Annotated in this window: 21 protein-coding genes; 11 read left to right on the top strand and 10 right to left on the bottom strand. The window is 69.6% G+C overall.

Translation table 11 applies throughout. From position 1 onward, the window contains the following. The first annotated feature begins 30 nt into the window (after positions 1 to 30). A complete protein-coding gene (locus tag ACFVWR_RS00105) occupies positions 31 to 669 on the top strand; it encodes a TetR/AcrR family transcriptional regulator (protein ID WP_387206997.1) in 639 nt (212 codons plus the stop codon). Positions 670 to 912: 243 nt separating this feature from the next. On the opposite strand, the gene ACFVWR_RS00100 is transcribed toward ACFVWR_RS00105, so the two are convergent. Beyond that, a complete protein-coding gene (locus tag ACFVWR_RS00100; protein ID WP_387206996.1) occupies positions 913 to 1,836 on the bottom strand; it encodes an aldose 1-epimerase family protein in 924 nt (307 codons plus the stop codon). Positions 1,837 to 1,879: 43 nt separating this feature from the next. Between ACFVWR_RS00100 and ACFVWR_RS00095 the strand changes: the two genes are divergently transcribed. The 4 genes from ACFVWR_RS00095 to ACFVWR_RS00080 all read left to right on the top strand — a co-directional run bounded on the left by ACFVWR_RS00095 (position 1,880) and on the right by ACFVWR_RS00080 (position 6,152). After that, on the top strand, positions 1,880 to 2,548 hold the full coding sequence (locus ACFVWR_RS00095) for a pyridoxal 5'-phosphate synthase (RefSeq protein ID WP_387206995.1): 669 nt from the start codon (positions 1,880 to 1,882) through the stop codon (positions 2,546 to 2,548). Between the two features lie 108 nt (positions 2,549 to 2,656). Continuing rightward, positions 2,657 to 4,387 carry a circularly permuted type 2 ATP-grasp protein gene (locus ACFVWR_RS00090; protein WP_387206994.1) on the top strand — a complete coding sequence of 577 codons (1,731 nt, stop codon included), beginning with the start codon at positions 2,657 to 2,659 and terminating at the stop codon, positions 4,385 to 4,387. Next, entirely contained in the window at positions 4,381 to 5,307 is a 927-nt protein-coding gene (locus ACFVWR_RS00085) for an alpha-E domain-containing protein (protein WP_387206993.1), read from the top strand. The genes ACFVWR_RS00090 and ACFVWR_RS00085 overlap by 7 nt, the downstream gene beginning before the upstream one ends. Continuing rightward, positions 5,304 to 6,152 carry a transglutaminase N-terminal domain-containing protein gene (locus ACFVWR_RS00080; RefSeq protein ID WP_387206992.1) on the top strand — a complete coding sequence of 283 codons (849 nt, stop codon included), beginning with the start codon at positions 5,304 to 5,306 and terminating at the stop codon, positions 6,150 to 6,152. The genes ACFVWR_RS00085 and ACFVWR_RS00080 overlap by 4 nt, the downstream gene beginning before the upstream one ends. Positions 6,153 to 6,254: 102 nt before the next feature. On the opposite strand, the gene ACFVWR_RS00075 is transcribed toward ACFVWR_RS00080, so the two are convergent. Then, on the bottom strand, positions 6,255 to 7,721 hold the full coding sequence (locus ACFVWR_RS00075; protein ID WP_387206991.1) for a PucR family transcriptional regulator: 1,467 nt from the start codon (positions 7,719 to 7,721) through the stop codon (positions 6,255 to 6,257). A 93-nt stretch (positions 7,722 to 7,814) separates the two neighbouring features. On the opposite strand from ACFVWR_RS00075, the gene gabT reads away from it, so the two are divergent. From gabT to ACFVWR_RS00055, 4 genes are read left to right on the top strand one after another with little or no spacing between them, the layout of a single operon-like run. After that, on the top strand, positions 7,815 to 9,173 hold the full coding sequence (gene gabT / locus ACFVWR_RS00070; protein WP_387206990.1) for a 4-aminobutyrate--2-oxoglutarate transaminase: 1,359 nt from the start codon (positions 7,815 to 7,817) through the stop codon (positions 9,171 to 9,173). Then, positions 9,170 to 10,669: an NAD-dependent succinate-semialdehyde dehydrogenase gene (locus tag ACFVWR_RS00065; protein WP_387206989.1), complete on the top strand. Its 1,500-nt coding sequence runs from the start codon at positions 9,170 to 9,172 to the stop codon at positions 10,667 to 10,669. The genes gabT and ACFVWR_RS00065 overlap by 4 nt, the downstream gene beginning before the upstream one ends. 7 nt (positions 10,670 to 10,676) lie before the next feature. Then, the gene (locus ACFVWR_RS00060; RefSeq protein WP_387206988.1) at positions 10,677 to 11,546 is read left to right on the top strand and encodes a universal stress protein; all 870 of its coding nucleotides are present in this window, start codon (positions 10,677 to 10,679) and stop codon (positions 11,544 to 11,546) included. Positions 11,547 to 11,594: 48 nt separating this feature from the next. Then, positions 11,595 to 13,130: an APC family permease gene (locus tag ACFVWR_RS00055; RefSeq protein ID WP_387206987.1), complete on the top strand. Its 1,536-nt coding sequence runs from the start codon at positions 11,595 to 11,597 to the stop codon at positions 13,128 to 13,130. Here ACFVWR_RS00055 and ACFVWR_RS00050 read toward each other — a convergent pair. The 8 genes from ACFVWR_RS00050 to ACFVWR_RS00015 form a co-directional block, all read right to left on the bottom strand. Then, a complete protein-coding gene (locus tag ACFVWR_RS00050; RefSeq protein WP_387206986.1) occupies positions 13,127 to 13,900 on the bottom strand; it encodes a hydroxypyruvate isomerase family protein in 774 nt (257 codons plus the stop codon). The genes ACFVWR_RS00055 and ACFVWR_RS00050 overlap by 4 nt on opposite strands. Before the next feature lie 49 nt (positions 13,901 to 13,949). After that, positions 13,950 to 15,122 (bottom strand): glycoside hydrolase family 1 protein, encoded by a 1,173-nt coding sequence (locus ACFVWR_RS00045; protein WP_387206985.1) that lies wholly within the window; start codon positions 15,120 to 15,122, stop codon positions 13,950 to 13,952. 11 nt (positions 15,123 to 15,133) lie between these two features. Continuing rightward, positions 15,134 to 16,015, bottom strand: a complete 882-nt coding sequence (locus ACFVWR_RS00040; RefSeq protein ID WP_387206983.1) for an alpha/beta fold hydrolase — start codon at positions 16,013 to 16,015, stop codon at positions 15,134 to 15,136. After that, positions 16,012 to 17,700 (bottom strand): ABC transporter ATP-binding protein, encoded by a 1,689-nt coding sequence (locus ACFVWR_RS00035; RefSeq protein WP_387206982.1) that lies wholly within the window; start codon positions 17,698 to 17,700, stop codon positions 16,012 to 16,014. Before ACFVWR_RS00035 ends, ACFVWR_RS00040 begins: the two co-directional genes overlap by 4 nt. Further along, positions 17,697 to 18,662: an ABC transporter permease gene (locus tag ACFVWR_RS00030; protein WP_387206981.1), complete on the bottom strand. Its 966-nt coding sequence runs from the start codon at positions 18,660 to 18,662 to the stop codon at positions 17,697 to 17,699. Before ACFVWR_RS00030 ends, ACFVWR_RS00035 begins: the two co-directional genes overlap by 4 nt. Continuing rightward, a complete protein-coding gene (locus tag ACFVWR_RS00025; RefSeq protein WP_387206980.1) occupies positions 18,659 to 19,639 on the bottom strand; it encodes an ABC transporter permease in 981 nt (326 codons plus the stop codon). Before ACFVWR_RS00025 ends, ACFVWR_RS00030 begins: the two co-directional genes overlap by 4 nt. 3 nt (positions 19,640 to 19,642) lie before the next feature. Next, entirely contained in the window at positions 19,643 to 21,319 is a 1,677-nt protein-coding gene (locus ACFVWR_RS00020; RefSeq protein ID WP_387206979.1) for an ABC transporter substrate-binding protein, read from the bottom strand. Between the two features lie 86 nt (positions 21,320 to 21,405). Next, positions 21,406 to 22,509: a LacI family DNA-binding transcriptional regulator gene (locus ACFVWR_RS00015; RefSeq protein ID WP_387206978.1), complete on the bottom strand. Its 1,104-nt coding sequence runs from the start codon at positions 22,507 to 22,509 to the stop codon at positions 21,406 to 21,408. A 151-nt stretch (positions 22,510 to 22,660) separates the two neighbouring features. Between ACFVWR_RS00015 and ACFVWR_RS00010 the strand changes: the two genes are divergently transcribed. Both ACFVWR_RS00010 and ACFVWR_RS00005 read left to right on the top strand, forming a co-directional pair. Further along, the gene (locus ACFVWR_RS00010; protein WP_387206977.1) at positions 22,661 to 23,362 is read left to right on the top strand and encodes a PhzF family phenazine biosynthesis protein; all 702 of its coding nucleotides are present in this window, start codon (positions 22,661 to 22,663) and stop codon (positions 23,360 to 23,362) included. Next, positions 23,359 to 24,258 carry a virginiamycin B lyase gene (locus ACFVWR_RS00005; RefSeq protein ID WP_387206976.1) on the top strand — a complete coding sequence of 300 codons (900 nt, stop codon included), beginning with the start codon at positions 23,359 to 23,361 and terminating at the stop codon, positions 24,256 to 24,258. The genes ACFVWR_RS00010 and ACFVWR_RS00005 overlap by 4 nt, the downstream gene beginning before the upstream one ends. Positions 24,259 to 24,394 lie beyond the last annotated feature (136 nt).

Below are 24,394 nucleotides of genomic sequence, written 5' to 3'. Positions count from 1 at the left end.
CAGGGAAGGCCGCGAGCGAAAGGGGATGCGATGCCGAGACCGTCGTCGCCCATCCTGAACCCCGAACGGATCGCCGACGCGGCGATCGACCTCGTCGACGCGGGCAAGCCCTTCGGCGTGAACGCGGTGGCGCGGGCGCTCGGGGTCACCCCGTCGTCGCTCTACAACCACGTCGAGGGGAAGGACGCGATCGTCGAACTGATGCGCGGCCGTCTCGCCGAGCGCGCCGCCATCGTGGTGCCCGACGGTCTGAGCTGGGATGCGGTGGTGGAGTACGTGGTGCGGGAGCAGCGGGCGATGTTCGCCGCGCATCCCCTCGTCTTGCCGTTGCTCGTGGGCAAGCCGGTGACCGACGCGGGGGTGCTCGGCTACTACGACGCGCTGGCGGCGGCACTGCTCTCGGCCGGCTTCGCCGACGAGGACGTGCTCGTGGTCATCGCCGTGCTCGACGCGTTCGCACTCGGCTCGGGTCTCGACCTGTCGGCGCCGAACGAGGTGTGGCGCGCGGCTCCGAACACAGCGCTCGGCCGCCTCGTCGCCAAGGGGGAGGCGGGGGCGGAACGCTCAGACCGCGCGTTCGACCTTGGTGTCGAACTACTGCTCGCCTCGCTCCGAGCCCGAGCGCGCGCCCAGTCGGCGGGCACCGAGATACTGGACGCGAACTTGTAACATTTCGCATCCACAATGTAGGATGGGGGTATGACTTGCGGCCGACTTCTGTCGCGCGGGTCATACGGCTGAAGCGAGCATGTCGGGTGTCCTTGCTTCAGCTGTCTGCGGTGGTGTTGTTGATCCCCGCAACGCCCCCGGCTTTCGGGTCTCGCCGGGGGCGTTTCTCGTGTCCGCGGCTCGGCGCGATCGCTCGGCGCGATCGCTCGCCGCGATCGGACGCCGCGATCGGACGGTGCGACCTCAGACGGCGCGGATGGTCCAGTCGGCCGACGACGAGGCTCCCGGCTCGAGCACGACCAGATCGACGCCCGAGTTGAATGCGTCGGGCGGGCAGGTCATCGGCTCGACGGCCAGTCCGATGCGGCTCATCGACGGGTCGTCGCTGTCGGCGGTGTGCACCTGCACCCAGGGGCACGAGTGGTCCCAGGTCATCTCGACTCCCGATCCGTCGGCCGTGAGAACCGACACGGTCGCCGCTCCCTCCTCGTCCCGCGCGAGGCCGGTGAAGGCGTGGTCGATGAACGTGTCGCCGATGGTGCGCGGTTCGCGGAAGTCGAAGATCCCATCGCCTTCCGAAGCGACGTCGACGCTGGCGATCGGCAGCAGTCTCTCCTCGGTGATCGTCACGACGGTGGCGGCGGGAAGGGTGAGCGACCAGTCGTCGACGTGTCCGGAGCCGGCAACGAGATAGGGATGCGGCCCAGTGCCCCAGGGTGCGGCATCCGTTCCCGTATTGGTGGCGGTGACGGTCGTGTGCAGGCCGGCCTCGTCCAGGGTGAAGGTGACGGAGACGTCGACGCGGTGCGGGTAGCCGGCCTGCGCCTCCACAGTGGCGACGAGGCTCACGCTGCTCGCCGACTGGTCGACCGGGGTGAACTCCAGCCAGGAAGCCAGACCGTGGAGCGCGTGACCGCGGGCCGGTTCGGTGATGGCGAGTTGCTGCTCGACGCCGCCGAAGGTGTATCTGCCGTCGATGACCCGGTTCGGCCAGGGAGCGAGCGTCGCGCCGCGGAACACAGGGCGGATCTCGTCCGCCTCGAACGGCACGACGAGGTGTCGTCCGCGAAACTCGAGGGTGCGAAGCGTTGCTCCGACCGAGGCGATCGTGGCGTGGTAGTCGCCCGCCGTGAGGCCGAAATGGGTACCGGAGATCGGAGTGGTCATTGTGCCATTCTGCCGAAAAGCTCGGGTGGGTACAGTCGGTCACATGACCGACCCTCATGACCCTGCCACGCTCAGCGGCGACGAGACCCTCGACTTTCCCGAGTTCGATGCTCCGCCGGCGGACCCGATGCCGCTGCTCAAGGGCTGGCTCGTGCAGGCTCAGGCTGACGGCGTGCGGGAGCCGCTCGCCGCATCCCTGGCCACCGCCGGCCCCGGCGACCCGTCCAACGGGGCGGCCGTGATCCCGTCTGTGCGCACGATCGCGGTGAAGGCTTTCGACGAGCGGGGCCTCGTTTTCGGCAGCTACACGTCGAGCCGGAAAGGCCGCGACCTGGCGTCCGGGCCGTATGCGGCGATGGGCTTCTACTGGCGGGAGACGATGCAGCAGCTGCGCATCGAAGGAAGCGTCGAGCGGCTCGGCCAGGAGGAGTCGGCCGCCCTGTTCCGCGACCGGCCGATCGAGGCGCAGGCGACGGCGGCAGCATCGCACCAGGGCGAACCGCTCGACGACGAGGATGCCCTGGCCGAGCGGGCCGCGGCACTCGCGAGCCGGGCGGAGGGCATCCCGATGCCTTCCGACTGGGCCGGCTACCGCCTCGTGCCCACCTCGATCGAGTTCTGGCACGGTCGCACCAGCCGCCTGCATCGCCGTCTCGCCTACCGTCGCGCCGCCGTCGGCGCCCCCTGGACGCACGCCCGGCTCCAACCCTGAGCCCGGCCGCTTCGGAAGCGGAGCGAGGCGGAGCGCGGCGGCGGCGCGCGTAGCGCGATCGAAACGTGCGGAAATGTGGGGGAAACGCGCGCTGGGTAACGTCTGCTCATGGGCGATCTGTTCGGTGGGTACGGGGTGCTGGCGGGCAAGCGCCGGCGCGGCAGGTCCGCCGCCTGGGATGAGATGTTCGCCGATTTCGGGCGCTCCGCCGGGGCCGAACACGCGAGAGCGCCGTACCGCGAGCTCTACACGGCGCTGGCCGCGCTCACACAGGATGAGCTGCGCGGCCGAACGGACGCGCTCGCCAGCTCTTATCTCGCGCAGGGTGTCACGTTCGACTTCGCCGGCGAGGAGCGCCCCTTTCCGCTGGATGCGGTGCCGCGCGTCATCGAGCAGGCCGAGTGGCAGCGCGTCGAGGCCGGCATCAAGCAGCGGGTGCGCGCGCTCGAAGCCTTCCTGAGCGACGTCTACGGAGCGCAGAACGCCGTGCGCGACGGGGTCATCCCCGCCGCGCTCATCACGTCGTCGTCGCATTTCCACCGCGCGGCGGCCGGCATCGAGAGCGCCAACGGGGTGCGCATCCAGGTGTCTGGCATCGACCTGATCCGGGATGAGCGCGGCGAGTGGCGCGTGCTCGAAGACAACGTGCGCGTGCCGAGCGGCGTCAGCTATGTCATCTCGAACCGCCGGGTGATGGCGCAGACGCTTCCGGAGCTGTTCACGTCGATGCGGGTGCGCCCGGTCGGCGACTACCCGTACCGGCTGCTGCAGGCCCTGAAGGCGAGCGCGCCCGGGGGCATGGAGTCGCCGAACGTGGTCGTGCTCACCCCGGGCGTCTACAACTCCGCCTACTTCGAGCACACGCTGCTCGCCCGGCTGATGGGCGTCGAACTGGTCGAGGGGCGCGACCTCTTCTGTTCGGGCGGCAAGGTCTGGATGCGCACCACCTCCGGCCCGCAGCGCGTCGACGTGATCTACCGGCGCATCGACGACGAGTTCATCGACCCGCTGCAGTTCCGGGTCGACTCGGTGCTGGGCACGCCCGGGCTCATGCTCGCGGCACGGCTCGGCAACGTCACCATCGCCAACGCGGTCGGTAACGGCGTCGCCGACGACAAGCTCGTCTACACCTATCTGCCCGACCTGATCCGCTACTACCTCGCCGAGGAGCCCCTGCTTTCGAACGTCGACACGTGGCGGCTCGAAGACCCCGAGTCGCTCGCCGAAGTGCTCGACCGGTTGGACGAGCTCGTCGTGAAGCCCGTCGACGGGTCGGGTGGCAAAGGCCTGGTGATCGGCCCGGACGCGTCGAAGAAGGAGCTCGCCGATCTTCGGGCGCGTCTGCAGGCCGACCCGCGCGGGTGGATCGCGCAGCCTGTGGTGCAGCTGTCCACCATCCCGACCCTGGTCGAAGACGGGATGCGCCCGCGCCACGTCGACCTCCGCCCGTTCGCGGTCAACGACGGCCGAGACGTCTGGGTGCTTCCCGGCGGCCTGACGAGGGTGGCGCTCGCCGAGGGCAGGCTTGTCGTGAACAGCAGCCAGGGCGGCGGCTCGAAAGACACCTGGGTCGTGGGGATGACCGGCTCGGCACCTGAGCCGGAGAGCGAGTCGAGGGGTGTGCCGGGCCTCGTCGCGGATCAGGCGGCGGCGTCATCGCCCGGCGCGCCGTCGCAGCACGCGCCCGACCACTCCGACCAGGATGCGCCACGCAGCGACCAGCAGCAGCAGCAACAGCAACAACAGCAGCAGCAGCAGCAACAGCAACAGCAACAACAACAGCAGCAGCAACAACAGCAGCAGCCCGCGCCGACCGCGACGGAGGCGACCCGATGCTGAGCCGCATCGCGTCGAGCCTCTTCTGGATCGGGCGCTACATCGAGCGCAGCGACGGCACCGCCCGCATCCTCGACGTGCATCTGCAACTGCTGCTCGAAGATCCGTGGATCGACGAGGACACCGCCTGCCGGTCGCTGCTCGGCGTGATGGACAGCGATGCGCCGGAGGGGGAGCTGGCGCGGGAGGATGTGCTGCGCATCCTCGCCGTCGACCGAACCGCCCCTGCGTCGATCGTCTACTCGCTGAGCGCCGCACGGGAGAACGCCAGGCGGGCGCGCGAGATCGTCTCCACCGAGATGTGGGAATGCCTGAACACCACCAGCGCCCGGATGCCGCGGCGGGTCACGAGCGACAAGGTGCACGAGTTCTTCACCTGGGTGCGCGACCGCACCGCGCTCGCCGTCGGCATCATGGATTCGGGCGCCAGCCGCGACGAGGCTTGGCAGTTCTTCACGCTCGGACGCAGTCTGGAGCGCGCGGACATGACCGCCCGCCTGCTCGCGACCCGGTCGCTCACGGAGGCGAGCGGGCCGAGCTGGACGACCATCCTGCGGTCGTGCGGCGCCTACGAGTCGTACCTGCGCACGTATCGCGGCGTTCCGTCGGCGCGCAACGCGGCCGAGTTCCTGCTGCACGACCGGCTGTTTCCGCGCTCGATCCTCTTCTCGATCACGCGGGCGGCCGAGAGTCTGCGCGAGATCGAGCCGCGGCTGGAGCGCGCGGGGGTGTCCGACCGGGCGCAGCGCCTGCTCGGGCAGATCCGGAGCGAACTCGAGTTCCGTCCGGTGGCCGAGGTGCTCGACGATCTGCCCGCCCACATGTCGGCGATCCAGGAGGCGACGAGTGCGGCCACGGAGGCCATCCGTCGCCGCTACTTTCCTGAGAACGTCGCGCCGAGCTGGATCGGAGACAAAGCGTGAAGCGGCTGCGGATCGTGCACGCGACCGGATTCCGTTACGACGGCGAGGTGACGGCGTCGTACAACGAGGCGCGGATGCTGCCGGTCTCGGGTGAGCGCCAACTGGTGCTGCACGCCAACCTCGACGTGCAGCCCGTCTCGTCACACCACCAGTACACCGACTACTGGGGAACCCGGGTGCTCGCGTTCGACGTGCTCGCCCCGCACAGCGAGCTGACCATCAGGGCAAGCAGCCTGGTGGAGGTGCTGGAGACGACGCACGCCCGGGCCGGCCTCGGCTGGGACGACCTGGATGCCGTCGTGCAGAGTTCGGGTGAGTACGTGCAGCAGCTCTGGCAGACGCCGCTGACCGCTCCGCCCGAGGATGTCGTCGCCCTGGCCACCGCCGCTCGCGAGGCGGCCGGCGACGATCCGTGCGCCGCCGGGCTCGCCATCGCCCGGGCGGTCGGCGACGGCATGCAGTACGTCAGCGGGGTGACGGGCGTCAGTTCCACCGCAGCTGAGGCCTGGGAGTCGCGGAAGGGCGTCTGCCAGGACATCGCGCACGTCGCGGTCGGAGCGTTGCGCGCGGCCGGGCTGCCGGCGCGGTACGTGTCGGGCTACCTGCATCCGGTGGCCGAGGCCACAATCGGGGAGACGGTCGTGGGGGAGTCGCACGCCTGGGTCGAATGGTTCTGCGGAAGCTGGCACGCGTACGACCCGACCAACCAGCTCGACATCGGCGATCGCCATGTGCGGGTCGGCCACGGCCGCGACTACACGGACGTGGCACCGTTGCGCGGGGTGTACGCGGGCAGTGCCGGGTCGGAGGTCTTCGTCTCGGTGTCGATCACCCGGGAATCGTGACGTCGGAGATTTCGTGGCGCAGGCCGGCGTTTCTTCCGGCGTGACGGCATTGCGTGCCGGGATGCGCGGGATGTCCGGCGCGACGCGGCGGCTTGGCCGCGGTCAGAGGGTGGCCAGGGCGGCGTACAGGTCGGCGCGGGCGGCGAACGGGGTGAGGTCTCGGCCGAGGAGACGCTCGGCTTCGGCGACGCGGGCGCGGAGGGTGTGCCGGTGGATGCCGAGCTCGCGCGCGGCGACATCGTAGACACCGTTGTGGTCGAGCCAGGTGCGCAGCGCTGCCACGAGCGCGGGGTCGGCGGCCAGAGGCTCGAGGGTCGCCGCGGCCACGGCGCGCGCGTCGTCGGTGTGCAGCAGGGCGAGCATCCCGCCCGCCGCGAGGTCGTCGAAGCCGCGCAGCGGAAGTTCTGCGGTGGCGCCGTCGCGCGCCGCCGACGCTTGGGCGACGGCCGCGGCAAGCCCCAGGGGGGAGGCCGGGCCGGAGACACCACCGCGCAGCCCGAAGCGCTCGACCAGAGCCGTGACATCGGCCGACGTCGCAGTGTCAGTCAGCAGCACGAGATCACCGCCGTCGCGTGCGAAGAACTCCGGCGCGGTCTCGGGATGCAGTTCCAGCCAGTCCGCCGCAGCCGGCACCCCGTCGCCCGCGAGCAGGGCCACACGCACGGAGCCCTCCGGGAGCGGACCGACCACGGGCTCCGCGACCCGCACGGCGAGGGAACGGTCGCCGGCGAGCAGGGCACGCCAGACGGCCGTGCGCAGGCGGGAGCGGGCCGCATCCGTCGCCCGGCTCTGTTCGAGCGCGAGGCCGGCCAGCGCGACCACACCGGTCACCACCTGCTGCGCCGCCTGGTCGAGGCTTGCGCCGCCGCCCACGGCGACGACGCCTCGCAGGCGCCCGGCGGCGCCGAGGGTCTGCAGCGCGAACGATTCGCCCCCGATCTCGACCGTGCTTCCCGCGCGCCTTCCTCCCCGCAGCAGCGGCTCCGCCGCCGCAGCCAGGCTCGACCGGGCCGCGCCGTCGACGGCGCTCGGCGGGTATGCCCGCTCGACCGCTCCGGCCGCGCCCACCAGCGCCACGGGGTGCTCGATCTGCCGCGCGAGCTCGGCGAGAACGGCGCCGAGCGCATCCGGGCGGAGGGCCGCGAGCGAGATCGCGCGAGACGCGCGCAACGCCCAGGTGCTGCGGGCGTAGGCGTCGGCGGCGACGCTGTCGGCGACGAAGCGGGTGATCGCGATGAACGGCGTGCGGTACGGCACCTCGAACAGCGGGAGCCCGTGCCGCTCGCAGGCGTCGGCGAGGGCATCCGGGGTGCCGTCACGCACCACGTCGGTGCCGAATCCGAGTCCGGCGATGCCGTGCGCCACCAGCCGCTCGACATACGGTTCGACGTCATCGGGTGTGCCGGTGACGAGGAGCACCTGCCCCTCGCTGAGAAACGGCGTCGGGTCGGCGAGCTCGGAGCTGTGCACCCAGGGGATCGGCCGGTCGAGCGAACCGGTGCCGGGAGAGGTGAGCAGCCGGAGACCGAGCTCGGGGCGGGCGAGCAAGTGGGCGAGGGTCGCGGGCACAGCGGCTCCGATCTGCCAGCGTGTCGAGTGGATGCTCCCCAATTGTACAAGGTGTCCAAGAATTGCGCCGTCCCGGCTCCATACGATGCCCGCATGACCATCGTCGACATCCCAGCAACCGTCACCGGCGGCCCCGGGCTTCCGCAGGAGCGCCGGCTCGTCACCCCGATCCCCGGCCCCGAATCGCGCAGAAGGATGGAGCGCAAGTCGCAGGCCGTCGCCGCGGGCGTCGGGGCGACCATTCCCGTGTTCACCGTCGCGGCCGGCGGCGGCGTGCTCGTCGACGTCGACGGCAACTCGCTCATCGACTTCGGCTCCGGCATCGCCGTGACGGGTGTCGGGAACTCGGCGCCCCGCGTCGTGGACGCGGTCGCCGCGCAGCTCGCGCAGTTCACGCACACGTGTTTCACCGTGGCGCCGTACGACTCCTACGTCGACGTGGCCGAGGCACTGAACCGGCTCACCCCGGGCGACCACGACAAGCGCAGCGCGCTGTTCAACTCCGGCGCGGAAGCCGTCGAGAACGCGGTGAAGATCGCGCGCCACTACACCGGCAAGCAGGCCGTCGTCGCCTTCGATCACGCCTACCACGGCCGCACGAACCTCACGATGGGTCTCACGGCCAAGAACCAGCCGTACAAGAACGGCTTCGGACCGTTCGCGCCCGAGATCTACCGCGCACCGCTCAGCTACCCGCTGCGCGACGGCGGACTCTCCGGTGCCGAGGCCGCGGCCCGCGCCACCCTGCAGATCGAGAAGCAGATCGGCGCGAGCAACCTGGCCGCGATCATCATCGAGCCTATTCAGGGCGAGGGCGGTTTCATCGTTCCGGCCGACGGTTTTCTGCCGGCCATCGCCGAGTGGGCGGCCGCGAACGGGGTCGTCTTCATCGCCGACGAGGTGCAGACCGGCTTCGCTCGCACCGGAACCATGTTCGCCTCCGAGCAGTTCGGCATCGTGCCCGACCTGATCGTCACCGCCAAGGGCATCGCCGGCGGGCTGCCACTCTCCGCCGTCACCGGACGCGCCGAGATCATGGACGCTCCGCAGGTCGGCGGCCTCGGCGGAACGTACGGCGGCAACCCGCTCGCCTGCGTCGCAGCCCTCGCCACCATCGAGACCTACGAGGCCGAGAACCTCGCCGAGCGCGCTCGAGAGATCGGCGCCATCCTCTTCGACAAGCTGGGCGCTCTGCGCGACGCCGACGCCCGGGTGGCCGAGGTGCGCGGACGCGGGGCGATGGTCGCCATCGAGCTCGTCGATCCGGCGACCGGAGAACCGGATGCGGCGCTCACCGCCCGGGTCACCGCCGCCGTGCACGCGGCCGGCGTGGTGCTGCTGACCTGCGGCACCTACGGCAACGTCATCCGTTTCCTGCCGCCCCTGAGCATCCCGGACAACCTGTTGATCGAGGGCCTCGATGTCGTGGCCGAAGCATTGGAGAACGCATGACCATCTCAGACACCGCGGCCCCGACCGATGCCGCTCTCGACCCTCGCGAAGCCGAGCTGCTCGCGCGCGTTCCCGACGGCCTGTTCATCGGCGGTGTCTGGGAGGCCGGGTCTGCCGCTCCGATCGAGGTCAAGGATCCGGCGACCGGCCGCGTGATCAAGCGCATCGCCAACGCGCAGCCCGAAGACGGCATCCGGGCCCTGGATGCCGCTGCCGCTGCCGCCGACGCCTGGGCGGCGACCCCTCCGCGCACGCGCGCCGAGATCCTGCGCCGGGCGTTCGACCTGCTGCAGGAGCGCCGCGACGACTTCGCGCTGCTGATGACCCTGGAGATGGGCAAGCCGCTCGCGGAGGCCAACGGTGAGGTGACCTACGGCGGCGAGTTCCTCCGCTGGTTCAGCGAGGAGGCCGTGCGCATCGGCGGCCGGTACGGGCGGAACCCCGAGGGCACCGGATCGATGATCGTGTCGCAGCGCCCGGTCGGCCCCTGTTACCTGATCACCCCGTGGAACTTTCCGCTCGCGATGGCCACCCGCAAGATCGCTCCGGCTCTGGCCGCGGGGTGCACTGTGGTCGTCAAGCCGGCCGAGCTCACGCCGCTCACCACGCTCCTCTTCGCGCAGCTGCTCGCGGATGCGGGGGTGCCGGCCGGGGTCGTCAACATCGTTCCCACGCACAACGCCGGCGCGCTCTCCGAGCCGATCATCGCCGACCCGCGCCTGCGGAAGCTGAGCTTCACGGGCTCGACGCCGGTCGGCCGCCGTCTGCTCGCGCAGGCCGGGCAGAACGTGCTCCGCACGTCGATGGAGCTCGGCGGCAACGCACCGTTCATCGTGTTCGAAGACGCCGACATCGAGAAGGCCGTCGAGGGCGCGATGCTCGCGAAGTTCCGCAACATCGGCCAGGCCTGCACCGCTGCCAACCGCTTCCTCGTGCACGAGTCCGTCGCCGAGGAGTTCGCCGCTCGCGTGACCGAGCGGGTGAACGCGCTGTCGCTCGGCCGCGGCACCGACGACGGAGTGACCATCGGGCCGCTCATCGACGACCGCGCCGTCGCGTCGATGAGCGTGCTGATCGGTGACGCGGTCGACCGCGGCGCGCGCATCCTCACCGGGGGCAAGGCGCCCGAGCGTGACGGCTGCTTCTTCGAGCCGACCGTGCTGATCGGTGTGCAGCCGGGCAGCGAGATCCTGCGCGAGGAGATCTTCGGGCCGGTGCTCGCCATCTCGACGTTCGCCACCGAAGACGAGGCCGTCGCCGGCGCCAACGAGACCGAATACGGTCTGGTCGGCTACGTCTTCACGAACGACCTCGCTCGCGGCCAGCGGATGATCGACCGCATCGACACCGGCATGATGGGCCTGAACACGGGGCTGGTCTCCAACGCCGCAGCGCCGTTCGGTGGTGTCAAGCAGTCCGGGCTCGGGCGCGAGGGCGGTGCCGAGGGCATCCACGAGTACCTCAGCACCAAGTACACGCTGATCCCCGCGAGTTGAGCCCGGGATGACCGACGCCGAGCGCCGCATCCTCATCGGTTACACCGCGACACCGGCGGGGGAGGACGCCCTCGCCCTCGGTGTCAGGCTGGCCACCGCGCTCGGCGCCGGGCTCGACGTCGTGCTGGTGCTGCCCGACTCGTCGCGGCCCACGCTCGTGCCGAACGATCCGGCTTACGACGCCTACCTGCGTGACACTGCCGAGGGCTGGCTCGCCGAAGCGCGCACGCGCGTTCCGGCGACCCTCGACGCCAGGATGCGGCTCGTGCGCGGCGACTCACTCGCACAAGGGCTGCTCGCCGCTGCTGAGCACTCCGCAGCGGCGCTGGTGATCATCGGCGCGGCCCGCGACGGACTCCTCGGCCGCTTCACCGTCGGCTCGGTGGCCGGCTCGCTGCTGCACGCGTCGCCCATCCCCGTGCTGCTCGCGCCCGAGGGCTCCCGCGCCGTCACCGTTCCCGTTTCCCGCGTCACCGCCATGGTCGGAACCCGGGCGGGGGCGGATGCGGTGGTCGCGACGAGCGCGCGACTCGCCTCTGCCGCGAACATCCCGCTGCGACTCGTCTCGCTGCTCGCCCTCGACCTTCCGAGCGGGCTCGACGCCGGGAGCGCGAAACAGAGGGGCGAAGCGCACGCCGCGCAGGTTCTGGCCGAGGCAGCCGCCGCCCTGCCCGAGGGTGTCGAGGCGACCGCGTCGGTCGCCCCCGGCGACAGCGTCGCCGACGCCGTCGCCCACCTCGACTGGCAGCCCGGCGAACTGGTGGTCGTCGGATCGAGCCGTCTCGCGCAGCCGAGCCGGCTCTTCCTCGGCACCACAGCGGCGATCATGCTGCGCGAACTCCCCGTCCCGATGATCGTCGTGCCGCGCGAGGCATAGCCGGCGCACAACGCCCGCCAAGGCAGAGCACCAAGGAGCACTCACCACATGAGCACGTCACGCAGCGTCGCGGAGACCACCGACCAGACCGCCGACCAGACCGCCGCCACCTCGTCGAAGGGGTTGAGCGCCGGATCCGTCGGGCTGCTCGGGGCCGTCGTCATCGGGATATCCTGCATCGCCCCGGCATACACCCTCACCGGTGCACTCGGGCCGACCGTCTCGGAGGTCGGCGTGCATCTGCCGGCCATCTTCCTCGTCGGCTTCATCCCGATGCTGCTCGTGGCTTTCGGCTACCGAGAGCTGAACAACGCCATGCCCGACAGCGGAACCTCGTTCACCTGGGCGACCAGGGCGTTCGGGCCTTGGCTCGGCTGGATGGGAGGCTGGGGGCTCATCGCGGCCACGATCGTGGTGCTCTCCAACCTGGCGGGCATCGCGGTCGACTTCCTCTACTTGATGCTGTCGCAGATCTTCCACAGCCAGGCCATCGCCGACGTGGCGGCGAACCCGTTCGTCAACGTTGCGACGTGTCTGGCGTTCATGGCCGTCGCCACGGTGATCTCCTATCGCGACATGCAGACCACACAGAAGGTGCAGTACGTGCTGGTCGGCTTCCAGCTGCTCGTGCTCATCGCCTTCGGGGTGGTCGCGGCCATCCACGTGTTCAACGGCACCGCCTTCGACGCCACCCCGCTGAACCTCGACTGGTTCAACCCGTTCGCCGTTCCGACGTTCTCGGCGTTCGCGGCCGGTCTGTCGCTCTCGATCTTCATCTTCTGGGGCTGGGATGTGACGCTCACGATGTCGGAGGAGACGAAGGGATCGCGGTCAACGCCTGGGCGGGCCGCCACCCTCACGGTCGTCATCATCGTGCTGGTCTACCTGTTCGTCTCGATCGCCGCCATCTCGTTCGCCGGCGTCGGCGGCGACGGGGTCGGGCTCGGCAACCCGGACATCCAGGAGAACGTGTTCTTCGCGCTCGCCGGCCCGGTGCTCGGCCCGCTCGCCATCCTGATGTCGATCGCGGTGCTGTCCAGTTCGGCCGCGTCGCTGCAATCGACGGCGGTGTCGCCGGCGCGCACGCTCCTCGCGATGGGGCACTACGGTGCCCTGCCCGCACGATTCGCGCGCGTCAGCCCGCGGTTCATGACACCCGGGTATTCGACGGTGGTCTCGGCCGTGGTCGCGTCGGCGTTCTACGCGGTGATGCGGTTCGTGAGCGAGGACGTGCTCTGGGACACCATCACCACACTCGGCATGATGATCTGCTTCTACTACGGCATCACCGCGTTCGCCTGCGTGTGGTTCTTTCGCACGAAGTGGTTCGCGTCGGTGCGCAACGCGTTCTTCATGCTGGTCTGCCCGTTGGTCGGAGGCGTCATCCTCTCCGTGCTGTTCTTCACGACACTTGTCGACAGCATGAGCCCCGATTACGGCAGCGGCTCCAACATCGCGGGCGTGGGCCTCGTCTTCATCCTCGGCATGGTGATCCTGCTTTCGGGCGTGATCGTCATGCTGATCATGCGCCGACGGCTGCCCGCGTTCTTCCGCGGCGAGACGCTGCCCCGGGGCACGGCCTAGAGCTCCGCGACGATCCGTTCAACGGGGGCGAGCGATTCGCGCGTCTCCACGGTGGGGGTGTACTCCAGGCCGAACCGGCCGGGGTAGCCGAGATCGCGCAGGGTGCGGAACTGGTGCGCCCAGTCGACCGTTCCCGTGCCCGGCTGGTGGCGGCCCGGGATGTCGGCGACCTGCACGTGGCCGATCAGCGCGCTGTCGTCGCCGATGACGTCGGTCAGGTCTTCGTCCATCATCAATGCGTGGTACGCATCCAGCAACAGCAGCAGATTCGGGGATCCGACCTCCCGCACGATGTCGAACCCTTCGCGGGTCGAGGAGAGGAAGGTGCCGACGTGGTCGACCCGGGTGTTCAGCGGTTCGAGCAGGAGTCGCACGCCCGAGCCGTCGAGCAGGGCGGCCGCCGCGCTCAGCACCGAGACCAGCGCTGCCCGCTGCTCCGGCCGGGGCAGGTCAGCGCGCTCCTGCCCGGCGACGACGACCAGGTTCGGTGAGCCCAGCCGGCGCGCGACCGCGAGCGATTCGGTCACGGCGCTCAGGTAATCGGGATGCGTCGCCGGGTCGGTGAGCGCGAGCTGCGGGTCGACGGTCAGCGACACCAGTTCGACGCCCGTCTCGCGCAAGGCCGTCTCGATCGCGTCGACGTCCTTCTCCCGCCAGCCCCACATCTCGACCGCGTCGATCCCGTGGTGCGCCGCTGCCCGGATGCGCTCCGCCGTCCCGTCGCCCGCCTCGCTGAACAGCCACTCCAGGTTCACGCTCATCGCACTCATCCCCCCATCGTCGCACCCCGCCCACCGCACCCCGCCCCTTTGGAGGCGGCTAGAGGGCGTTGGCGCGGGCGACGGAGCCGAGCCAGGCGAGGCTCGGCTTCGGGGTGCGCACGAAGGTCTCGCGGTCGACGGCGATGAGGCCGAACGTGGGGCGGTATCCGCTCGCCCACTCGTAGTTGTCGAGCGCGCTCCAGTGCAGGTACCCCTCGAGTTGCACGCCCTCCTGGATGGTGGCGTGCAGTTCGCGCAACGCCGCATCCGTGTATGCGATCCGCCGGGCGTCGTCGGAGGTCGCGACGCCGTTCTCCGTGATCATCACGGGAACGCCGCCGGAGAGCTTCCAAGCGCTGCGAACGCCTTCCGCCGCCGCCGGAGGGTAGAACTCCCAGCCGGTCAGTGTCGTCTCGACGTCGTCGGCCACCGGCAGGGGTCCGTTCGGGCCAATGAACGTGCGCGTGTACGCCTGCACCCCCACGAAGTCGTCGCCGGCCGACTGTTCGAGGTACCAGTCGTCGCGCGGGTAGCCGTACTCCCGCAGCATCTCCTCCGAGCCGGGTTCGCCGTTGGCGCGAAACGCCTGGGTCGCGATGGTCCAGCCGGTCTTGAGGCCCCGCACCTGGGAGAGCACGTCGCGCGAGCGCTTGTGCGAGGCGAGCAGCGCATCCGCCACCCCGAGGTCAGGATTCGGCAGCCCGTACGCGACGAGGTTGACCGCATCCTCGCCGCCCGCGAGCATGGCGGCGATGTTGGGCTCGTTGATCGTGCAGACGTAGTCGACCCCGTCGGAGACGATCGGCAGCGCGAGCTCGGTGTAGCGCGCGAACAGGTCGGCGGCATCGGATGCGCGCCAGAAGCCGTCACGCTCGAACCAGCGCGGAACGGTGAAGTGCATCAGGGTCACGACCGGGTTGAGACCGAACTCGTGGGCCGCGTCGACCATGCGGCGGTAGTGGTCGATCTCGGCCCGGGAGACGTATCCGCGCTCGGGCTCGATGCGAGCCCACTCCACGCTGAACCGGTAGGTGTTGAGGCCCGCTTGGGCGAGCAGCTTCATGTCTTCGCGGTAGCGGTGGTAACTGTCCATGGCGTCGCCCGACGGTTCCACGATGGAGGTTCCCGGCGTGTGCTCGTGCACCCACCAGTTGCTGTTGATGTTGTTGCCCTCGACCTGGTGGGCGGCGGTTGCTGCGCCCCAGAGGAATCCGTCGGGGAAGGAAAGCACGGTGCTCCTGTTCAGTGGTGGTTCGGGGAGGTGAAGAAGTCGTCGAGGGCCGTCGCCGTCGCCTCGGGTGCCTCGAGCTGCGGGGAGTGGGCGCTTCCCGGGATGACCGTGTACGCGGCGCCCAGCTGCTCGGCCATCTCGCGCTGCCAGTCGACGGGCCAGGCCTCGTCGAACTCGCCGTGGGCGATGTGCACCGGCAGCCCGGTGGCCCGCAGTTCGGCGGTCGACCCCGGGTCGGAGCGCAGCAGTTCGGCGCCGGCCAGCAGGTTGTCGCTGGAGGTGCGGGACGCGCGCAGCCGCAAGAAGGCTTCGTCGGCCGTGAGGTCGGCATCCGGCAGCCCGATGGTGTGCGCGTTGTCGCGGTTCCAGAGCCCGATCGACCCGGAGGCGGCCACCGTGTCGGTGGTGTCGTGGTGTCGGCCGGGCCAGCCGAGGGGTCCGGAGCAGAGCAGCGTGACCGAGGCGAAGGATGCGGGCACCGCGATGGCCGCTGCCCGCACGACGACGCCGCCGAAGCTGTGGCCGACCACGTGCACCGGGTGACCGCCGCCCACCAGACCCGCGACCTCGATCGCGTCTCCGGCGAAGTCTTCGAGCCGGTAGTTCTCGACGCCGACCGGCCCCACCGAGTCGGCCTGTCCGCGCTGGCTGTACGCCCACACGTCCCAGCCGTGGGCGACGAGAAGGGGCAGGAACGTCCGGAAGTCCTCTTTCGACCCGGTGAACCCCGGAACGATGAACACGGTGCCGCGTGCGTCACCGGCCGGTGACGCATGGAACGCGGTCAGCGTGCCGACCGTCGCCGGAATGCCCAGCACGTCGACGCCCTCGGGCACCTCGCCGGCGCCGAACGCGTCGATCTGGGCGAACGCGGGCGCAGGAACGCCGCTCATGCCAGGGCCTCCCTCGTGCGGGCCGGGTTCGGCACGGCGTCGAGCAGCTGGATCGTGTACGGGTCGACGGGATGCTGAAGCACCTCGGCCGTCTTGCCGCGCTCGACCACGCGGCCGGAGTTCAGCACCATGATGTCGTCGGTCACGAGTCGTGCCGACAGCAGGTCGTGCGTGATGTAGAGCATCGACACCCCCCAGCGCTCCCGCAGGTCTTGCAGCAGCGCGAGCACCCCGGCGCGCAACGACACGTCGAGCATCGACACGGGCTCGTCGGCGATGAGCACCTGCGGGTCGCTCGCCAGGGACCGCGCGATGACCACACGCTGCCGCTGGCCGCCCGAGAGCTGGTGCGGCAGTTTGGCGGCGAACTGCTCGACCGGCGTCAGACCGACCGTCTCCAGCAGTTCGAGAACACGGGCCCGCGCATCCCGCCCGCGGAGCCCGGTGAAGTTCAGCACCGGCCGGGTCAGCGCGTACTCCACCGAGTGCAGCGGGTTGAGCGCTGCGTATGGGTCTTGGAAGACCATTTGCACGTTCTTGTGGAGCCCCCGGATGCCCCGGCGGCCCAGGTTCGGAACGTCGAGGTCGCCGAAGCGCACGCTTCCGCCGCTCGGCTTCTCGATGCCGGTGATCAGCTTGGCGATCGTCGACTTTCCGCTTCCGGATGCGCCGACGAGCGCCAGGGACTGGCCCGGCTCGAGGGTGAACGACACGGCGTCGACCGCCGTCACGGGCTGCTCGCCTCGGCGCGGCGGCGGGTAGACCTTGGAGACCGCGTCGACCACGATCGCCGACTCGGCCGAGCGGCCCTGACGCGCGGTGGCGGTGGTCGAGACGGTGGTGTCGGCCTGCGCCTCGCGCGTCGCCCGGGAGGGGAAGCCCGGCAGCTCCACGACCTCGGCGCGCGGGTCGGCGTAGTGGCTCAGAAGCATTTTCGTGTAGTCGTGCTGCGGCCGCTCCAAGATGTCGCGATTCGAGGCGTCTTCGACGATCCGTCCGTCGTGCATCACGAGCACGCGCTGCGTCGCCTCCAGCACGACGCCGAGGTCGTGGCTGATCAGGATGGCCGTGAAACCCTCGGTGCGCTGCAACTCCGTGATCGTGTCCATGATCGCGTGCTGCACGAGAACGTCGAGGGCCGTGGTCGGCTCGTCGAACACCATGAGCTGCGGTTCGAGCGACAGGGCGAGCGCGATCGAGACACGCTGGCGCATCCCGCCGGAGAGCTCGCCCGGAAAGCGCGCGAGCACCTTCGGGTCGAGGCCGACCTTCAGCACGAGCTCGCGCATCCGGTCGTCCCAGCGGTTCCGGTCGACGTGGCCGTGCGCCTTGAAGATGTCGACGAAATGCTTGCGGATGGTGCGAACCGGGTTCAGCGCGTTCATGCCCGATTGCAGCACCATCGCGAAGCCGCCCTGACGCTGGCGGCGCAGTTCCTCCCGGTCGAGTTCGCGGATGTCGTGGCCGCCGAACAGGATCTGCCCGCCATTCGTGTTCGCCGGCGGTTTCTGCAGTCGCGTGATCGCGAAGCCGAGCGTCGACTTGCCCGAGCCCGACTCGCCGACCAGGCCGACGAACTCGCCGGCACCGACGGTGAACGACACGTGGTCGACGGCTTGGACCGGGGTCTGACCGGCCGACTCGTAGACGACCGAGAGGTCGCGGACCTCGAGGAGCTGGCTCATTTGCCCTTCCTTTCGCTCGCGCGGCTTTCGCTCGCGCGGCTTTCGCTCGCGCGGCCTTCGCGCAGGCGCGGGTTGCTGATCGCATCCACGCCGAAGTTGATCAGGGTGAGGCTCATCGCCAGCAGGGCGATGCACAGACCCGGGGCGAACAGCAGGATCCACTGCCCGGTGAGCAGCGCGTTCGAGTTCTGCGCCCAGTAGAGGATGGTGCCCCAGCTGACGATCGACGAGTCGCCGAGACCGAGGAACTCGAGACCGGCCTCCGCGAGGATCGCCGCCGTCGCCGCACCGAAGAAGCTTCCGGTGATGAGCGAGGTCATGTTCGGCAGGATCTCGCTGAACACCACCCGGAAGGACCGGTCGCCCGAGAAGCGAGCGGCCGTCACGAAATCGCGCGACCGCAGAGACTGCGTCTGACTGCGCAGCACGCGGGCGCCCCACGCCCAGCCGGTGATCACGATCACCGTCACGATCATGAACAGTCCGCCGTTCTGCAGGTAGGCGGCGATCACGATCATCAGCGGGAGGCCCGGGATGACCAGGAACAGGTTGACGAAGAAGTTCACGACCTCCGCCCCGAACCCGCGGATGTAACCCCAGCTGAGTCCGATCAGCACGGCGACGATCGTCGATAGCAGGCCCGCGATGAAGCCGACCAGCACGCTGACCCTGGCGCCGTAGATGAGCTGGCTGAGCACATCCTCGCCCGCAGCCGTCGTGCCGAACCAGTGCTGCCAGCTCGAGTCGGCGTTGCGCGGAAAGCCGTCTTGCGTCGCACCGTAGGGCGCGAGCAGCGGCGCGAAGATCGCGACCAGCACGAAGAAGGCCAGGATGATCAGGCCGAGCCGGGACTTCCAGTTCGACCACAGTGTGGCGGCGGCCCGGCCGAGAAAGGCGAGCTTGTGCGGCGGCTTGGTGTCGCCGGCCGGACGGATGGACTTGATGCTCTGTGTGGTTGTCATCGGCGGGTCCTTGGGTCGAGTACGCCGTACAGGATGTCGACGAGGAAGTTGGCGACCAGCACGCTCAGGGTGATGAGCAGGAACAGCGCCTGCATGAGCGGGTAGTCCTGTCCGATCACGGCGTTGAACAACAGGAAGCCGATGCCCGGATAGCCGAACACCTGTTCCACGAGGATGGAGCCGCCGACGACGCCGCCGAGCGCGAGCCCGAAGCCGGTCAGGTTCGGCAGGATCGCGTTGCGCGCCGCGTACTTCATGGCGACGGTGCGGCCCTTGAGCCCGTTCGCCTCGGCGAAGGTGACGTAGTCGTCGCCGAGCGTGTTGATCATCGCGTTGCGCATCCCGAGGATCCAGCCGCCCACCGAGGTGATGAGGATGGTGACGGCCGGGAGCACCGCGTGGTACGCCACGTCGACGATGAAGTTCCAGGAGAAGGACGGCTCGGCCGTCGGGCCGAACGCTCCCGAGGTCGGGAACCAGTGCAGCACGTATCCCAGGAAGAACAGCAGCAGTAGAGCCGTCCAGAAGTACGGGAAGGTGCTGGCGAAGGTTCCGGTGAGGGTCGGCAGCGAGTCGAGCCAGGTGTTGCGCTTCCAGGCGGCGAGCACACCGAGAAGGGTCCCGAGCACGAAGGCGACGATCGTCACGATGCCCAGCAGCACGATCGTGTACGGGAACGCCTGGCCGACGAGCTCGGAGACCGACTGCGGATAGAAGGTGTACGACACCCCGAAGTCGAACGTGACGACCTGGTGCAGGTAGGTCACGTACTGGTCCCAGAGGTTGCCGCCCGGCACGCCGAGCTGGGCCGCGATCGCGTCGCGGGTGGCCTGGGTGACCGGGCCGTTCTGCGACAGTTTCGCGATGGCGGCGTCGGTGGGGGAGCCCGGCATGAGCCGCGGGAGCAGGAAGTTCAGGGTCACGGCGGCCCACAGGGTGAGCACGAACAGACCGAGCTTGCGCAGGAGGTAGGCCATCGGTTACTCGCCCTCCTTGCGGAGCTTCAGGTGGGTGAACACCAGCAGCGGTGTCTGGTCGTACGTCTGCGGCGGTGCGTACGGATCTTTCGCATCCGGCCAGCCGGTGAACTTGGCGTCGTTGTAGAGACCCCAGAGCCCGCCGTAGTAGAGGCCGATCACCGGCAGGTCGTCGTAGACGATGTTCTGCAGTTCGTGACTCAGATCGAGCCGCTTCGCGTCGTCGGTGGTGATCTTGTACTCCTGCAGCACCTGGTCGGCCTCAGCGCTCTTGTACCGGCCGAAGTTGCTGGCCGTCGCTTTGCCGATCGGGGTCGCGAACTCGCTGTTCAGCAGCCCGTTGTATGCCTGGAAGATGATGCCGCCGCCCATGCCGCCCATCGCGACCTGGAAATCGCCGTTCTGGATGGCCTGCTGGTATCCCGGCGGTTGGGGCTGCTTGATTGTCACGTCGATGCCGAGCGCGCTCAATTCTTTGCGCACTTCCTGCACCGCACGGAGCCAGTCGGCGTACCCGTTCGCCGTGGTGATCGAGAAGCTGAACTGCTTGCCGCTCGCGTCGACGAGCTTGCCGTCTTTCTGCGTGTAGCCGGCGGCGGCGAACGCCTCGAGCGCGGCGGCCGTGTTCTGCTTGATCACGCCCTGGTCGGGGATGCTCGGGTCGAGCTCGCTCTTCTGGTTCGGCAGCATGAGACCCGTCTGACCGGCAGCCGTCAGGTAGCCCTCGGTGGCGGAGTCCGCGATCTTGTCGCGGTCGAGCGCCAGGGCGAGCCCGCGTCGCACATCCAGGTTGTCGAACGGAGCGACGGTGAAGTTCGGCATCAGGCTGATGACACCGCCCGGCGGGAACCAGTACTTGTTGTGCGGGTTCGCCTCGACCCAGGTGCCCTGCACATCGCTCATGAACGCGTAAGCCCAGTCGAAGCCTTTCGTGGCGATGTCGAGCTCACTCGTGGCCGAGGGCAGCACCAGGTGCTTGACCTCGACCTTGTCGGCCTGCCAGTAGTCGTCGTACTTGTTCATCGTGTACTGCTGAGACGAGAAGTTGCCCAGCGTGTACGGGCCCGTGCCGACAGGGTTCGGGTTGCTCCAGGTGTCCGGATGCTTTTGCTTCTTCCAGATGTGCTCCGGCACCATCAGCGTCTGCGAGATGATGTCGGCCGCCGGAGCGTCGGCCTCCTTGAGGTGGAAGATGACGTGGTCGCCTGTCACCTCCAGCGTGTCGATGTGCTGCCAGGCGCCCTTGAGGTCGAGAGCCGGGAACTTCTTGATCAGATCGAAGGTGAACTTCACATCGGCGGGGGTGAACGCCTTGCCATCAGACCAGGTCACCCCGCTGCGGATCGTGTAGTCGATCGTCTTCGAGTCGGGCAGTGCGATCGACTCGGCGAGCCACATCGTCTGCTTGCCGTCGAGCACGTTGATCACGACGAGCGGCTCGTAGATGTACGTGGAGGCGGCGCGCTTGTTCACCGCGTACGGGTTGAAGTTGCGCTGCAGCATCGGCGTGCCCTTGTCGGCCGCCAGCAGCATGGTGTCAGCCGGGATCGACGGATCCTGCTCGCTCTTGATCTTGATACTGCAGCCCGAGAGGAGAAGCGCGGCCGTCGCGATCGTCGCGAGTACCGCGAGTCGCCTGCGCCGCCGCCTTGGGGCCGTGTGGTGCTTCGTGTGCGTCATCGCATCCGTCCTTGCTGGTTAGTCCTGCATGAGTGTAAGCGCATACATTCAGCAGCGCAAGTATAGGGATGCGAAGCCCTGGCGGGTCAGGCCGGCTCGGAGCTCTCGCGCAGGATGACCTCCACCGGCAGTCGCACGGCCACTGCCGGGCGCTCCGGCGCGTTCAGCCGCCTCACCAGCGCCTGCACCGCCGCGCGGCCCAGCCGCTCCATCGGCTGGCGCACCGTCGTCAGCCGAGGGGTCGACAGCCGGCCCGCGTCGATGCCGTCGAAGCCGGTCACGATGAGGTCTCCCGGAACGTCGACGCCGGCGATCCGAGCCGTGTCGATCACGCCGAGGGCCATCTGGTCGTTCGCGCACACCACGGCGCGCGGAAGGTGGTCGCGCGCCAGCAGTTCGCGGCCGGCGCGTCGACCGCCCTCGCGGGTGAAGTCGCCGCGCAGCCCTGGCTTCTCCGGCGTCGGCAGGTCGCGCTCGGCGAGAGCCGCACGGTAACCGCTCCACCGTTCGACGTCGTCGGGGGAGTCTTCGCTTCCCGCCACATACGTGATGTCGCGCGCGCCGAGATCGTCGATGAGATGCGCGACCAGGGCGTGCATCCCCTCGGCGTTGCTCACCGATACGTGATCGAGTTCGTCGCCGCGGCTCGGGCCGGCCATGACCACCACGGGGATGCGTCTGGATAGTTGCGCGAGCTCTTCTTCGCTCGCGCTCCCCGCCAGCACCACCAGCCCGTCGACGCGGCCGGCCATGTCGCGCACCGTGTCGTGCGCCGTCTCACCGCGGCCGACGCCGACCAGCAGCACGAACCCGCTGCGCCAGGCCTCGAGCTCGCTGCCGCGCAGCACCTCGTCGAAGTAGAGGTTGAGTGGGCGGGTGTCCGCGGCCCCGGCAACGTCGCGCACGATCGTCGCGGCGCCGGCGGAGGCCTCGCCGCCGTCGAACGAGATGTCGGCGATGTCATCCATCGCATCCAGCCCGGGAAAGAACAGGCCGAGCACGCCGGTTCGCCTCGCCGCGAGCCCTCGGGCCGCGCCGCTCGGAACGTAGCCGAGCGCTTCGACCGAGGAGAGCACCCGGGCGCGGGTCTCGTCTTTCACGGTCTCGGGGCGGCTGAACACGCGGGAGACCGTCGCGATCGACACCCCCGCGTGGGTGGCGACGTCGTAGACGGTGGCGTTCTTGCCCACGTTCGAGCTCCCTCCGTGCTGCACCGGCGCTTTCCCCCGTGCGTCGAGCACCCCCAATGTTACGCATCCGCGCTCCGCCGTGTACGCGCATTCATTCCTCTGCCGGTGACCGTGGGCGAATGCTCCGGCCGGTTCGTGGCAGGCTGGCGGTATGGCAGAGACGATCGAGGTGGTCGTCGTGCGCGTTTTCTCTGATGCGCACGGCGGGCACGGCAACGAGTTGGGAATCATCCGCAGCACGGCGCAGACGGAGGGCCGCGAGCAGACCGTCGCCACCGGCCTCGGATTCAGCGAGACCGTGTTCGTGGATGCGGTCGAGCCGGCTTCGGAGCGCGGGGGCTCGGCGAGCATCCGCATCTTCACTCCCGCGCGGGAACTGCCGTTCGCCGGCCACCCGAGCGTGGGAACGGCCTGGTGGCTCGCCCACGAGGGAACCCCCGTGGCAGTGCTGCGCGAGAAGGCCGGCGACGTCGAGGTGGTCTCCGACGGCGACATCACCTGGGTCGCCGCGAGGGCGGAGTGGGCCCCCGAGTTCGTATGGCATCCGTTCGCGACACCCGGCGAGGTCGACGCCGTGGATGCGTCCGAGTTCACCGACGGCCACCACTACGCCTACTCGTGGATCGACGAGGCCGACGGTCGCCTGCGCTCGCGGATGTTCGCGCCCGACATGGGCATCGCCGAAGACGAGGCCACCGGCGCCGCCGCGATCCGTGTCACCGCCGAACTCGGCCGCGATCTGATCATCTCGCAGGGCGCGGGCTCGGAGCTGCTCACCGAGCTGGCCGGCGAAGGCCGCATCCGGGTCGGCGGTCGCACGGTGTTCGACCGCACTCTGACGGTCGCGCTGTGACGGCGGCCATCGTCGAGCATCCGGTCGGTGAGCCGGGCGATGGCCCGTACGGGGTCGCGGTCACCCGCGACGGCGCCGTCTGGTTCACCCTCGTGCACGGCGGCCGGGTCGGAAGACGCGGCCCCGACGGAACCATGACATACACGTCGCTGGGCGAGGGGTCGCAGCCCTCCCTGCTCGCCGCTGCGACGGAGTCGAGCGTGTGGGTGACGGACACCACGGGCAATCGGCTCCTTCTTCTCGAGGCGGCGGATGACCGCGCGATCGTCGAGCTCGGTTCCGTGTCCGTTCCCACGCCCGACGCCCAGCCGTTCGGCGTGGTCGCCCTCGACGACGGCACCGCCTGGTTCACGGAACTCGGCGCGGACGCGCTCGGCCGCATCGACATCCTCGGCCGCGTCGACGAGTTCCCTGTCGGCCGCGAGGGATCGTTCGTCTCGATGATCGCGACGACCGGCGACAGCCTCTGGTTCACCCTCAACGCCGGCAATGCGGTCGGTCACGTGCGGGGTGGGGATGCGGCGATCGCGTTCACGGAGCTGCCGAGCGTCCCGTCGGGCCCGGTCGGCATCACCGTGGCCGCCGACGGCTCCGTCTGGGTCGCGCAGATCCTCGCGGATGCCGTCGCCCGCATCGCACGCGACGGCTCCGTCACCGAGGTCGCTCTGGGGGCGGGCGCCAAACCTCACGCCGTCGCGGCCGACCCGCACGACGGCGTCTGGGTGACACTATGGGGCTCGAACGAGGTCGCCCATGTCGCCGCCGATGGCGCCGTCACCCGGCATCCCCTGCCGACTCCCGACAGCGAGCCGCACGGCGTGGCCGTCACCCCCGCCGGCACCGTGTGGGTGGCCCTCGAGTCCGGCGCCCTAGCCGCCCTCTCGACGACCCCCTGACGCGCGCCATCGCCGACCCGCCGACCCCCGCCAACCCGCCGGCGAGGTGCCACCAACGGCAACTTTTCGGTCCGAATTCTTGCAGGTATTGACACCTCGGCAGCTGAACGGACGAGGCGGCGGCGGGATGTGCTCC

Origin of the sequence: Leifsonia sp. NPDC058292 (genome assembly GCF_042880955.1) — a bacterium.
Lineage (GTDB): Bacteria > Actinomycetota > Actinomycetes > Actinomycetales > Microbacteriaceae > Leifsonia.
This window is presented reverse-complemented; position numbering and strand designations above follow the sequence as displayed.